Below are 14,181 nucleotides of genomic sequence, written 5' to 3'. Positions count from 1 at the left end.
TTTGCACGTTTTTTCGAACTCATATAGCCACTCTAGAGTGCTGTGTTAGAGAGGGAAATTAGAAATAATTTTGATTCTATTAATTCAATAAAATTCATACAGTTAAAGTAAAAACACTCAATTTACCGATATTAATACGAGACAATCTCACAAAATAGTATGAGTCAAAGAATAACCAGTTCAGGATAGTAAAACCCACAAAAAAGTATGATTAACACCTTATAAAAACCACTCAATTAGCAAAAAAGCTGTATTTTAACGACTTTTTTACATTTTAAAATTGCATCCGTAATTCAGGCTGTTTTAGCGTGACCTGAGTTGCCAAACCGAGTTATCGACCGTCGGCCTTAGGGCTTGGCGGATCACACATCATGCCCACTTAGTCGAGCACACACCATGACGTCATGGTTAATAAACCAACTTACTATCTAGGACAAATGATGAAATTAAAATTTTCAGCCCTAACACTGGCATTACTGCCACTTTTCAGCGGTGCAGCTCACGCTGCGGTACAGATCACAGCAACAGAAAAAACCAATGACAACAGCGTCATCGTGGTATTCAAAAAAGAGGCATCCAGCGCGTTGCGTGCTCAGGCTCGTAGCCTGGTAAAAGCGCGTATCTCGGATAACAATGCAGACGAAGTAGATGATCGTTATAAGCATGTACTGTCTGGCCGTCTTGCCAACTTCAAACTGGATGGGATCAGCAGCAAAGAGGCCATTGCCAAACTGGCTAAACACCCTGCAGTAGAATATGTCGAACCAGACTATCAGGTTAAGGCACTGGGCATTCCAGATGATGCACGCTTTGGTGAACTATGGGGTTTGCACAATACAGGACAAACTGGTGGTGTCGACGATGCCGACATCGATGCGCCTGAAGCCTGGGATATCAGCATCGGCTCACGAGACGTGATTGTTGGGGTTATCGACACAGGTGTGGACTACACACACCCGGATCTGGTCGCAAACATGTGGCAAAACCCGGGTGAGATCGCAGGCGATGGCATCGACAATGATAACAATGGCTTTGTTGATGATGTTTACGGTGTGAACACCATCACAGGATCTGGCGATCCAATGGATGATCAGGGCCATGGTACGCACGTATCAGGCACCATAGGCGCAACAGGTAACGATGCCACAGGCGTTGTGGGCGTGAACCATGAAGTATCGATTGTAGGCTGTAAGTTCTTAGACTCTTCAGGTAGCGGTTCAACCGCAGATGCCATCGAATGTATTGATTACATGGTATCTCTGAAACAGGCAGGCCATAACGTTCGCGTCCTGAACAATAGCTGGGGTGGCGGCGGTTTCAGCCAGGCATTGTCTGATGCAATCACAGCCAGTGAAAATGCAGATATCCTGTTTGTCGCGGCAGCCGGTAATGGTGCAGTCGACAACGACGCCAACCCACACTACCCTTCAAGCTATGAGCATGACAGTGTGTTCTCTATTGCTTCAACCACAGACAATGACACTATGTCTTCTTTCTCTCAATGGGGACTGACATCAGTGGACATGGGTGCACCGGGTAGCGCGATTCTTTCAACTGTACCGGGCGGCGGCTACAGCAGTTTCTCTGGTACTTCGATGGCAACTCCGCATGTGGCAGGTGCCGCGGCGCTGGTATTGTCGATTGACCCAACACTGGATACTCTGTCACTGAAAAACCTGCTGATGCAAAGCGGTGATGCAAATGCAGCACTGGATGGCAAAACTGTTGCAGGCACGCGTCTGAATGCGCACCAGGCACTGCTGGATGCCGATCCGGCACCAGGCTTCAGAGTCGGTGTCACACCTGGTACTCAGGAGATCACAGCAGGTGAAACGGCCAGCTATGAGTTCAACTTTACCTCAGTTGCCGACTGGCAAGGTGACATCGCATTGACGCTCGACAGCGCATTACCGGGGGCAGTACTATCGCAAAGCACCGTTACTCCGGGTAACACAGTGACTCTGACGGTGCCCACCACAGCAGATACTCAGTGGGGTGACTACAGCTTCACCGTTAACGCTACGTCTGGTGACCTGGCAGAAAGTAAAACCGTTAGCTTGTCTGTGCTGCCTCAAGGTCTGAGCGACTTCAGCTATGACAATACAACAGCGGTAGACATCCCGGACAATGATGCCACCGGGATCAGCTCTGTGATCACCGTTGCTGATGACATCACCATTTTCGACAGCAATACACTGGTGGACATCACTCACACTTATATTGGCGATCTGCTGGTCACCCTGACTTCTCCGGCGGGTACTTCTGTGACTCTGCACAACCGTGCCGGTGGCAGCGCAGACAACCTGGTTGACACCTTCAATTCTGCAGCCTTCAATGGCGAAGCGGCACGTGGTGACTGGACTCTGAATGTGTCCGATAACGCGGGTGTGGATACAGGGACACTGAACAACTGGACCCTGACACTCACAGGCCTTGGTGAAGTCTCTGCACAGCCTCCGGTTGCAGGTTTCAGCTTCGAGAAAGAGGGTCTGAGCGTTGCCTTTACTGACAGCAGCACCGATGCCAATAATGACATCGTCAGCTGGCAATGGGACTTCGGCGATGGTAACAGCAGCAGCGACGCGAGCCCGACGCATGTCTACACTGCATCGGGTACTTACTCTGCGACCCTCACTGTGACTGACAGCGAAGGCAACAGCAACAGTACTACGCAAGAAGTGACTGTCAGCTCTGATGATATCGCACTGGAAGTGGTACGCACGAACAAATCACGCCTTGGATTCTATCGCGTATCATTGTCATGGTCTGGCAGCAGTGCTGAGCAAGTCGATATTTACCGCGACGGCGCACTGCTACGTACAGTCAATAATTCAGGCCAGTTCCGTGATTTCGGTCGTGACCCAGCGGTTACCGGCTTCACCTACAAGATCTGTCAGGCAAGTGATATCTGTTCAAACGAAGTGAGTGTGAGTTTCCAGTAACCTGGTTTGATTAACTTCATTCCAGTAACCTGGTTTGATTAAGCAAATCAAAATTTAGTCACAATAAGGGCCGCATCACTAAGCGGCCCTGTTATTTATTGCTGTCGGCAGGTTTGTTTGATGATGTTTGTTTGTCGGGCAATTTCTTTGTCATTTTTATCGCCTTTGGCCACCGCCAGATCCACCTTCGCATTGTTGCATTTATCTCTGAGTTCCTTATCCATCAGGTAAATCTGATCCTGTTGTGCCTGAGCCAGACCTTCCACCCCATTGTATTCCTGACGTTCCTCAGGGGCCTTGTCTTTCTCATACGGCGCCGGCTGAGATACCTTACAACCGCTCAGTGCCAGCAGGCACAACCCTAAGAATAAGCTTTGTTTTTTCATATTATTACTTCCTGATATGACGAGATCCCGATGGTATCATACGGAATTAAAAAAGGAACAATCTGACACTCAACTCCTCGTCATGCAATTGCATTTCACCGGCCCGACATTTCATACAGCTCCAGGGGTAAACCATCCGGATCAGCAAAAAAGCAAAAACGCTGCTGGGTATAGGGATCAATGCGGATAGATTCACAGCTCACCCCCTTGGAAAGCAGCGCATTGCGTGCCGCTTCTATGTCGGTCACAGATAATGCCAGATGACGCAACCCCTGAGCTTCAGGGTAACTGGGTCGCACGGGTGCCGAGGCAAAGTGAAACAATTCAATCAGAGTACCGTCGGGCAATGACAAATCCAACTTATAACTCTCACGTCCGGGCTGATAATGCTCGGCGACGACTCGACAGCCAATAATATCGGTATAAAAAGCTTTCGATGTCGCATAATCTGAGCAAATAATCGCAACATGGTGAACACGCGTAATAAAATGAGCAAGCATAAGTGTTTACAGTAATCAGAAAACCCCTACTGTGCCTTAACCCTATTAGGGTGTCCACCACATATCTCCACACTTAACTCTGTCGTAATGCCTGTGCAGGCGGTGCTTTAATCTGCTGTGAGACCGGCAGCAAAGTGGCCAGCAGCACCAGCAAAATAATACATACAGGGATCCCCAGCAACGACCATATAAAGCTCTGAGCGCTGATGACCATTGCACCTTTGAGCAGTCCACTGATCCATAATGAGGCAAGCAACCCCACTATCAATCCCACCATCAGTTGCACAAGCGCCTGGCTGATAAGCAAACCAACCACTTGTTTATCCGGTGCGCCAAGGGCTCGCCGGGTGGCAATCTCCTGACTGCGCAGAGTAATACTGTTCGCTGACATCGCATAAATGCCACTGGCCGCTAAAAACAAGGCGACCAGCCCACCAACCAAGAACACCTGATTGAGTGATTCCATCAATAGCAGTGGCTGTTTAATTAAACTCTGATAACTCTGGATCTGGTGCACCGTTGCATCGGCATCCAGATCAATCATAATCTGCTGCAACGCAGCAATGGCCTCTGATTCATCGCCGCTATAATGTATGACTATATTCATCCACCATGACCGCAGATCCATCAGGCCATACCCGGTATACGCAGTACTGGTGGCATTCAGGGTTGGTCCATGAATGCTATCGGACACCACACCGACTATGGTCCGCCATTCCGTATGCCAGCCTTCTCCATCCAGCGTGCGAATACGTTGCCCCACAGCGCTCCCTTGTGGAAACAACTCACGTGCCATGGCTACGTTAATAATGACCGGCGATCCACTGTTACGCAGTTCACGACTGTCAATGGCCAGATCTGCCAGATTAAAATCTCGCCCTTCAAGCAGCTGCATACCAACCGTTCGCCACGCATCCCGACTGACCACCTCAAAGTTCCACATTGGGTTATCACTAAAAACCTCTGCCGCCTGTCCCTGGATCTCAAAATGTGAGGTGCCTCCGCCCGTCCCCGGCAGACTGCTGAAATAAGCAACACTGTGCACATTTGGACGCTGCTCCAGCTTGTCTTTAAGCCCGTAGTAAAAATCGTTGCGCTTTTTTCGCGCTTGTGGCTCACCCCCATTCCAGCGATAACTCCCCCACGCCAGACGCACCGACGCTGTCAGACGCTGCTCGGTTTGTACACCATAATCCGCCTGTTGCGCAGCCAAACTACTCCCCAGGAGCATTGCTGCAACCACCAGTACGACACAGGACAAAGCGATTTCGGTAATCACCAACACTTGATTCACTCTGCCCGCACGTTTACTGACAGCGCCCCGGGTACCGTCACGTAAAATGCCATTCATATCTCCTTGCAAAGCACGCCACGCCGGAATTAGCCCTGTGATGAGTATCATCATTAAAACAGCCCCAAGTAACATCCAGACTGAGTCCTGCGTTAAACTGATCGTCCACCAGAAAGGGCGTGCCCCGTTCAGGGCGAAGATCTCGTCTAATGCCTGATTGGTCAGTGTCATCCCCCATTGTGCCAGCCCCAACGCCAATATTCCGCCAAAACAACAAATCAAGGTGCTTTCCCACAGCATCTGCATAATTAAACGCCGCTGTGGCACACCCAAGGCAACCCGAATAGCCACATCACGGATCTGCTCATTCACCCTGGCAAGTAGTAAATTACCCACATTGATACAGGTCAGTAGTAAGATCAGTAACACCACCAACATCATGGCCACTAACACGGAATAGTGCTGATACAGCACATCAACGCTGAGTTTAAATGGCACCGCTTGCAGATAACCCCCCGCCACATCGGAGCGCCAGGCAAACTCCTGCGGCAGGGCCTGGATTTGGCGCCGCAACAAAGTGGCCAGCTCATGTTGAAACTGTGCCAGAGAAACATCAGGCTTCAGCCTGGCGATTGCCCGCAACCCTCCCCGGTTCGACGGGCTGGCAGGCACCAGCCGGGTCTGAGTCATAATTTGCCAGACCTGAGCCTGAGTTGGAAAAGCAAATCCTGGCGGCATGACACCTATCACTTGGACAGGGATAGCCTCAACCTGAACCATCTGGCCAATAATATCCTCATTGCCATCGAAGACCCGTTGCCAGATATCATGGCTCAGTACCACTGCTGACTGCGTTTCATTTTGCTGGTCAGACGGGCCAAAGCTGCGGCCCAGCAGAGGCTGCACACCCGCTACCTCAAATATATCCCACTGCACGTAGGTCAGATGCACTTTTTGCGACATGGCTTCATTGCCTAGCCTGCCCACGGTGCGCACTGCTGACTGATACAGACTCATACTCTGTAATAACGTACTGTGCGCCTGAATTCGATTCAGATGATAGGGGTCAACACGCTGGCGGACACCATGGGCAGCCTTAAATTCACCCGCAATGGCGATAAGCTGCGTATCCTGACCTAAGGTCAGGGGCTTAAATACCAACTGCTGCATCAACGCAAAGGTGTACAAAGTCAGTGCCAGTCCCACGGTCACAATGGCGGTGGTGGTCAGGGTAAACAGGGGCTTTTTCAGCAGCAGTCGAACTGCATATCGGATATCTATCCAGACAGGCATACTCTTTTCCTCTTCAGCCAATTAGCACTTACACTGCAATGGCAGCACGGGCAGACGTGGGGCTGTCCGACACAATTGCGCCGTCTTTCATTTCGATGATCCGCCCGGTACGTAATGCCGACGACATATCGTGGGTTACCATGCAAATCGTCGCGCCGTTATCGTGCAAGGTATCTAGCAATGACATCACAGCTGCGGCATTTTTGGAATCCAGGTTGCCCGTTGGCTCATCCGCTAAAATAATCGCAGGCTCCCCGGCAATGGCCCGCGCGATGGCCACCCGTTGCTGTTGCCCCCCAGATAACTGAGCGGGAAAATGGCTGGCGCGATGGGCCATCTCCACTTGCTCAAGTGCCGCAGCGACACGTGTACGTCGCTGCTCTCGGTTCAGGTCCTGTCTATATGTCAGTGGTAAGGCGACGTTATCCGCGACACTCAAATCACTGATTAGATTAAATGCCTGAAAAATAAATCCAATTTCCTTATTTCGGATCCGTGCACTTTCATTTTTATCTATTCGTGCGGCATCATGCCCCGCCAGCCAATAGGTGCCATCGGTCGCGGTATCCAATAAGCCCAGCTGAGCAAGCAAGGTCGACTTACCGCAGCCAGAAGGTCCTGTGATGGCAAGATACTCCCCTTTCGAGATCCGCAAATTGATGTTGTTCAGTGCCCAGGTTTCGACATCATCGCTGACAAAGACTTTATTCAACTGGTTTAGCTCAACCAGCATTTCATGGTTTGGGTGTTGAGTTGACATACTCAGTACTCCTGTGTAGTGAGGGCTAATATTGCGCGGAAAACGGCTGACTAAAACGCACGTCGCTATGCTGCCAGTGCGACGTATCCGACAAAATGATGCGCGTGCCGACTGTGGCACCATGTTCAATTTCAATGTACTGGCTGGACATATGACCAAATGTCAAAGGCTGACGGCTAGCCTGCTCGCCAGACTGGTCTAGCAGGTAGAGGCTGGCCTGACTAAATCCACTGGCCATGACCGGGCGTTTAACAAACAAGGTATCGGCAAGCGTTGCAATCTCAATGACCCCATCCACGCTTAAGGCCGGGCGAACTTCTTTCGGCAATTCCCCGCTGAGCGCAACCTCCACCAGCACCGCACTATCGCTGACAGCTGGGTCAATACGTTTTACAGACCCGTTAATCTGACTTGCCCGGGTATCCAGCACAACAGCCTGGCCAATCTGCACATCTTTGATCTGGCTTTCCGGTATGCGCAGCTGGGCAACAAACTGGTCATTTCTGGCAAGCATGGCAAGGTTACTCCCGGCACGGATCTGCTGCCCGGGCTCCAATGGCATGGCCTGCACAATACTGTCCATGGTGGCGATTACTGTGAGCCCGTTCACTTGGTGTTCAATGCGCTCGACCTGCTTGCGCACGCTGTTAAGCCTCGCGTTACCAGCGCGTAATTGCGCAGCCAGGTTTTCGCGTCGTTTATCAAGGCGCTGCTGCTCCAGTAAAAAACGCTGGCGAAATTGGGCAACATTGATTTTGACTTCTTCAAAGTCAATCTTAGAGACAGCAACGATCCCCTGGGCCAGTAGCTTTTCCTGGGCAGCCAGGGTCAGTTCGGCACGTTCAAGATTCAGCTTTTCATCAACTACGGCAATTTCCTGGTCAAGCAAAGCAGACTCCAGTGTCACCTGCTCCGCATGGATCTCTGCCTCAAGCGCCTGTAACTGCCAACGCGCCTGATCAAGAGACTCTTTCAGTTCAGGATTGCTCAGTTGCAGCAGTACATCCCCCTGCTTTACCTGTGCGCCGGCTTTCTTAAATACCTGTTCCACCCGGCCATCTACCGGAGTCGTTATCCAACGGATCTGAGCAGGTACCAGCACGCCGCTGCCTCGTACCGTGACTTTTAGCTCGCCCCGGCGAACGGTATCAATCAACAACGGGGCTTTATCTACCAGGTTGGTCGCGCTAGTATGGCGGTTAAAAAACACAGCCAAGCAGGTCATCACAACCAAGCCCAGTGCACTCATCGCTTTGCCTTTATGTCTTAACAGGGGGCTTTTTTTCGTTCTCACTATATCCATGGTGACTTCTCCAACGGGACGATGCAGTCTACTTTAGAGGGCGTATGGGCGTGACAACAGGCAAGCTATGTAAAATAAAACGGCGCAGGTTTTACAAAAGTTTACGTGCACTTTGGCGCCGGGCCAGCTAGATTTTTCACATCACTGGCCGCGACTAAAAAGGGAATAACAACAAGATGAAACCCACCCTGCTGATCGTAGAAGATGAACCAGCCATCCTGCGTGGTCTGACCGATTTATTTGTTTTTCATGGCTATGACGTCGACAGTGAAATAGACGGCGTACAAGGTCTTAAACGAGCACAACAGAACGACTATGCCTGTATTTTGTTGGATGTCATGTTGCCATCTATGAGCGGCTTTGAGATCTGCGAAGTGCTCAGACAAACCTCTGCAACTCAACCCATTATGATGTTGACGGCCAAAAGCACCGAGCAGGACATTATCAATGGCCTGAGCCTCGGCGCCGATGACTATGTGGCCAAGCCCTTTTCAACCTCGGAACTGGTATTGCGCGTCAATGCGCTGGTACGCCGCTCGGGCTGGAACCAGCATGAAGAAGCGCTGATCCTGAGCAAAAACGTCAGTGTTTGTCCGCACACACTGACCGGAACCTCTTATCAGCTGCCCGTCAAATACACGCGTCGTGAGGTCAGTTTATTGAGTTACCTGCTACGTCAGAACAAACCCGTCAGTCGTGATGAGCTATTACATCAGGTTTGGGGCTATAAAACCGTAGGGGACATAGATACGCGCACGGTCGATATTCATATTGCCAAGTTGCGCAAAAAAATAGAGCAGGATCCTAAGTCACCACGCCATCTGGTCACCCATCGTGGTGAAGGCTATCAGTTATACACTCAGTAACGGCATCACTATGTGGTTTAAAGATAATCAACTTATGAGCTATGCACAACGCAGACAACGACTGCGTTGGCAAGCCTGTACCTTTTTATTTTGCCTGTTAGTACCACTAAGCATTTTGCTCTACTTTGGTTTTGCACAGCTTAAACAGAACCAACTGAACACCTATCAGGAACAGGCTCGTCACTTGATATTACAAATTGACCGTAAGATGTTTAAACGCCGGCTACTGACCGATGCGCTGCCAGTCAACGCATTTGACTACTATCAGGCGGTGTATAACCCACTCACCGACGAAACCCTGCAGATGCCCTCCGTACTGTCACATCTGGATCCTGCCAGACCAACGGCCACCCGCCCTATTCAGGGGCTGGTCGGTTATTTTCAGTTTGATGCACAGGGTCGGTTCAATAGTCCAATCTGGCCAGAGCCCCTGTCGAATAAGGACATTGCTAATCCAGATTCAGAGCGAAAGAAAGCCTCACCTGAGTTACAACAACGTTACGATCAGGCAAAATTCATATACCAGATCCTGTCTAAATCCGAGGCATTGCAGAGCAAGCTGTCGCAGGGGTTAAGCAAAGAAAGCGGCCTGTACCAGCTGTGGTTTGATGTGCCAGGCTACTTTATTTTCTACCGCCTGCCCAAAATCGGCACGCAGCGAAAGTTGCAAGGTTATCTGGTCAGGCGAGACCCGTATTTACTGAGCCTTGTCAGTGAGTATCTGAGCCAAAGTCAGTTTGACCTCCCGGTTTTACTGACGCTGGATGCAGATAGTTCAAGCGGCTCTAACACATTGTATAAAGCAATGACCGCTCTGCCGGAGCCAGTGCATTTTTTACGTACCCATTCACAGTCGCCTGCACGTCGCCTGGCACAGACCGACATTCCCACTGACCTGCGTGAGCAATTCTTATATAGCGACACCCTGCGCTGGCCATTTAACAACTACACATTACACTTTACGACCCATACTCTGCCCATGAGTCCGACCATGTTGTACAGCAGTGTGTTTGCCCTGTTGCTGATATTGACAATTCTGGGTGCCTGCTACGGATTTTATCGGCTGAGTGTTAAACAGCTGGCGCTCGCAGAGCAGAGAATGAATTTTGTGTCTTCGGTCAGCCATGAACTGAAAACACCGCTGACCGCCATTCGTATGTATGCCGAAATGCTGCGTTCAGGTACTGTGGTCTCGACGGATGCCCGGCAAGACTATTACGGCTTTATTCACAGTGAAAGTGAGCGGCTAAGCCGTCTGATCGACAATATCCTGCTCCTGACACGGTTAAATCATCATGATCACGACGGACTGAGTCAGGTTAATCCCGAATACGTGCCAGTCACTATGCTGGCCGATATTATTCGTTCAAAGACATCAACCTTGTTAAGTAAACACGCCTTTACCCTGAATATGGCCATTGGGCCCACTTTAACTGACGAAACCGCAGTATTCGTTGATCAGGATGCGTTTGCGCAGGTGGTGATTAACATTACCGAAAACGCCGTCAAGTTCTTCGCCGCCGAGGGCATCACCGATCCGGCACGCAGACAGCTCGACATTACCTTTAGACGCAACGACCACAATCGCGACCAACTAGAACTGGAGATCCGCGATTACGGTCCCGGTGTGTCGCAACAACAATGCGATAAGCTATTTGAGTTATTCTATCGGGGCGGCAGTGAACTAACCCGCACGACTCAGGGAACCGGGATTGGACTTGCGCTGGTCGCACAACTGGTCAGTGCTCAGCAAGGCCAGATAACAGCCCACAGGATGACACCGGGGCTGGCGCTAAGGCTCACCTTACATACGCAACATCTTAGTCAAGCGATGCCCGAGTCGATGACTCAGGCATAGGCGTATCGCACAGTTATGCGGTCCAGCAGTAGGTTTTTGTCCAGCACACCGGGTAACTGTGGCAGACAATGGGGTTGCTGGCACTGGGGCCATTACCACCGGCGATAGCCTGAGTGTTGTGCGTATCCAGCGTTTTGTGACTGAGGTTTTTAACTGGTGATTTTTTTAGTTTGAGTTGCATAGCTTGTCCTTACATGTGTTTTTTGAGTTGGTCAGTGCCTTACTCCAGCACCAACAGAGTACACACTCAGACAACAGCATCCGAATGTGTGGTCAAAATTCAACCACACCGTTAGCAATAGTCAATCTCATTTCCTTCAACTTAACCTACTTTACGGACGAGTCGGTCATACTGAACTACACTAAGTAAACACAAGATTAATAACATGATTCTGAATGATAAAAATGAAGCTGCGTGGTGTCAGTCAGCCCCTATTGTTACTCTGCGTATGGAAATTTGCTACCAGCATACAGGCGGCTGAAAACGCCGATCTGTTTGAAATGAGCCTGGATGAGCTACTTAACGTGAACCTGACAGGCTCCGCGGTGCGTGATCTTAATCTGGAAACCACCCCTGTCAGCGCTAACCCATTCAACATGAGCGCACTGCACCTGCCCTTCAGCATAGATGTGATTGAGCGCAAAACCATGCGTGCACGCGGCCTGACCTCAGTGACCAGTGCCGTTGAAAATCTGGTGGGCGTTATATCGGGTGAGTCACCCGCAGAGCCTTCCAGTTTTGCTATGCGGGGCTTTATTCGCGACTCCGTATCGGTTTTACGAGACGGCATTAAACTGGGCCCGGCGTCCATGACGATGCGGCCACACAATACCTTTACTCTGCAACAAATAGAGGTCATCAAAGGACCCGCCACATTGCAGTATGGTCAGGGAACGGCGTCTGGCGTCATCAATATGGTGACCAGAAATCCACAGCTGGACGCACCCACCAGCACGGAAGCCTTTGTCTCGCAGTCTCGCTTCGATACCCGAGAATGGGGTATCGGCATTAACCTTCCCGTTTCAGCACAAAGTGCAGCACGGGTCGACATAAACAAAGCACAGTCAGACGGCTGGGTTGACCAAACGCATTCCCACTCCTTAAATGCGACCACTTCCCTGCTCTGGCAATCTTCCCCTGACCTGAGCTGGTTGCTCAGTTTTGATTACCTAGAAGATGACCTGCCAGCTTATTGGGGCACGCCTTTTGTTCCAGCACAGTCCGCGCAGCAACCAATGGACGACATAGTCGCTACCAACGACAGCCGGGTGCTGGATCAACATACCCGCTACCTCAACTATAACGTTGAAGACAGCCGTTCAGACTCGGAACATTTATGGTCTCGTCTGCGTATAAACTGGCAGCCAACTGACACACTCTCGCTGACCAATACCTTGTTTCACTTCAAAGCAGACCGCGCCTGGCAAAACGCTGAAAGCTATGTATTTAACCCCGTAACAGGCCTAGTCGACCGGGACCGTTTTTTTGTCTTCCACGACCATACCTTTTATGGCAATCAGTTCGAAGGGGTTTATCGTCATCAGATTGGCAGGATGCAGCATCAACTGACCTTTGGCGCAGAGTTTAAAGCCACCGACTTTAGCCGGGAACGGGGGTTTCCCGCAGGAGACAGCGTCTCGTTATTTGAGCCTGTGGCTGGTCAGTTCGGCGCTTTAGACAAACACCTCAGTCCAACCGACATCCGGCAATGGGGTGTGTATGTTAATAACACACTGTCGGTGACCCCGAACTGGCGTTTGTTTGGCGGACTGCGGCGCGACCATATTAAACTGGACAGAGACAACTATGATAACTCAGGTGCATTCCTAGTCGATGAAAGTTTTGAGCGTACCTTTACCCCGCTTGCCTATCAGTTAGGTACGACCTATCAATTCAATGAGTCACTCAGCCTGTATACGCACTGGAGTACTGGGCATGACCCGGTCGGATCCAATATTTATCTGGTCAACGCCAATGAAAACTTCGACTTTACAGATATTCGTCAGTACGAAATGGGTATAAAAGCCATCCTGCCGGACTGGCACAGTGAATTGACCGCGGCCTGGTATGACATCGCACGCCGTAACATCCTGCTGCTGACATCTCATGATACGGTAGGTAACTCAGGGACCCATGTTGCGCGGGGGCTGGAACTGGCAATCACCAGTCAGCCAACGCCCCATTTTCGTATCGGCGGCAACATTGCCTACACAAAGGCCAGTTATGAGTCTTTTGTCGACCCGGATTTTGGCGTGAATGCCAGTGGTCACACCCCACCGAATGTGCCTGAAATTGTTGCCAATGCCTGGTTTAGCTGGGATCAGGTATTGTCATTGCCTCTGGAAATTGGCGGAGGTATACGTCATGTCAGTGACCGCTACGCCAATTTTCAAAATTCAATTACCTTCAAACGGTATGAGACGCTTACCCTGTTTGCCGCCTATCAGCTTAAACACACCCGCTTTAATCTCAGCGTACGCAATCTTTTGAACGAAGAGTACGTACCGTGGGCCGATATTTTCTATCCCGAGCAGGCTGTTATTGCCGCCCCCAGAACAGTCGAGTTGAGTGTACATATCAGTTACTAAACAGCTGACGGCTTCTTACTTATCAAAAACTTAAAATCTGTATAAACAGTGCCTGCGTATTATCTTATGTTCGTCCGGATCTGCCGGTAAAGCTCCCTTATACGCTCCTGTGTTCTATTCCAACCACACCTGTTGCACTAGCCCTGCGCTTTAAAAAACACAGCGGATGTATACATTCGCAAATTTTTCTTATTTTTTATCAGTGCATTTTTCACACTATTCAAATTCTTCACTAGCTGATGGTTACATATGATTAATTCATTCACCTTTTAACAATCCGCATCGCTGACGCGCTGTGTCGTAACCTGGTTTGAAAACAGTTCAAATAGCTTTAAAAATATTTCCTTTTTTTCCAATGAGTAAAAAATATCTCGAATTACTTTGCTGGCATAT

General features: G+C 50.1%; 10 protein-coding genes. 4 read left to right on the top strand and 6 right to left on the bottom strand.

The genetic code is table 11. The annotated features are described in order from the left end of the window. Positions 1-440: 440 nt before the first annotated feature. Positions 441-2,942: a S8 family serine peptidase gene (locus CWB98_RS09585; RefSeq protein ID WP_138544677.1), complete on the top strand. Its 2,502-nt coding sequence runs from the start codon at positions 441-443 to the stop codon at positions 2,940-2,942. 95 nt (positions 2,943-3,037) lie between these two features. On the opposite strand, the gene CWB98_RS09580 is transcribed toward CWB98_RS09585, so the two are convergent. The 5 genes from CWB98_RS09580 to CWB98_RS09560 form a co-directional block, all read right to left on the bottom strand. Continuing rightward, complete coding sequence (locus CWB98_RS09580; RefSeq protein ID WP_138544676.1) at positions 3,038-3,328, bottom strand: hypothetical protein; 291 nt, start codon at positions 3,326-3,328, stop codon at positions 3,038-3,040. Positions 3,329-3,423: 95 nt separating this feature from the next. Next, a complete protein-coding gene (gene gloA2, locus CWB98_RS09575; RefSeq protein WP_138544675.1) occupies positions 3,424-3,828 on the bottom strand; it encodes an SMU1112c/YaeR family gloxylase I-like metalloprotein in 405 nt (134 codons plus the stop codon). Positions 3,829-3,901: 73 nt separating this feature from the next. Next, positions 3,902-6,412 (bottom strand): FtsX-like permease family protein, encoded by a 2,511-nt coding sequence (locus tag CWB98_RS09570; protein ID WP_138544674.1) that lies wholly within the window; start codon positions 6,410-6,412, stop codon positions 3,902-3,904. Between the two features lie 28 nt (positions 6,413-6,440). Further along, entirely contained in the window at positions 6,441-7,172 is a 732-nt protein-coding gene (locus CWB98_RS09565) for an ABC transporter ATP-binding protein (protein ID WP_138544673.1), read from the bottom strand. 25 nt (positions 7,173-7,197) lie between these two features. Then, positions 7,198-8,475 (bottom strand): HlyD family secretion protein, encoded by a 1,278-nt coding sequence (locus CWB98_RS09560; protein ID WP_138544672.1) that lies wholly within the window; start codon positions 8,473-8,475, stop codon positions 7,198-7,200. A 176-nt stretch (positions 8,476-8,651) separates the two neighbouring features. Here CWB98_RS09560 and CWB98_RS09555 point away from each other — a divergent pair, with 176 nt between their 5' ends. Next, the gene (locus tag CWB98_RS09555) at positions 8,652-9,341 is read left to right on the top strand and encodes a response regulator transcription factor (RefSeq protein WP_138544671.1); all 690 of its coding nucleotides are present in this window, start codon (positions 8,652-8,654) and stop codon (positions 9,339-9,341) included. 10 nt (positions 9,342-9,351) lie between these two features. After that, a complete protein-coding gene (locus CWB98_RS09550; protein WP_138544670.1) occupies positions 9,352-11,199 on the top strand; it encodes a sensor histidine kinase in 1,848 nt (615 codons plus the stop codon). A gap of 13 nt (positions 11,200-11,212) precedes the next feature. Here the strand turns inward: CWB98_RS09550 and CWB98_RS23945 are convergent, their stop codons facing one another. Next, positions 11,213-11,380 carry a hypothetical protein gene (locus CWB98_RS23945; protein ID WP_160317388.1) on the bottom strand — a complete coding sequence of 56 codons (168 nt, stop codon included), beginning with the start codon at positions 11,378-11,380 and terminating at the stop codon, positions 11,213-11,215. A gap of 215 nt (positions 11,381-11,595) precedes the next feature. Here CWB98_RS23945 and CWB98_RS09545 point away from each other — a divergent pair, with 215 nt between their 5' ends. Next, on the top strand, positions 11,596-13,788 hold the full coding sequence (locus tag CWB98_RS09545) for a TonB-dependent receptor (protein ID WP_138544669.1): 2,193 nt from the start codon (positions 11,596-11,598) through the stop codon (positions 13,786-13,788). Positions 13,789-14,181 lie beyond the last annotated feature (393 nt).

This window comes from Pseudoalteromonas rubra (genome assembly GCF_005887115.1).
In the GTDB taxonomy this organism is placed as follows: Bacteria; Pseudomonadota; Gammaproteobacteria; order Enterobacterales; family Alteromonadaceae; genus Pseudoalteromonas; species Pseudoalteromonas rubra_F.
The sequence above is the reverse complement of the archived record's forward strand: the minus strand, read 5'-3'. Positions and strand labels throughout refer to the sequence as shown.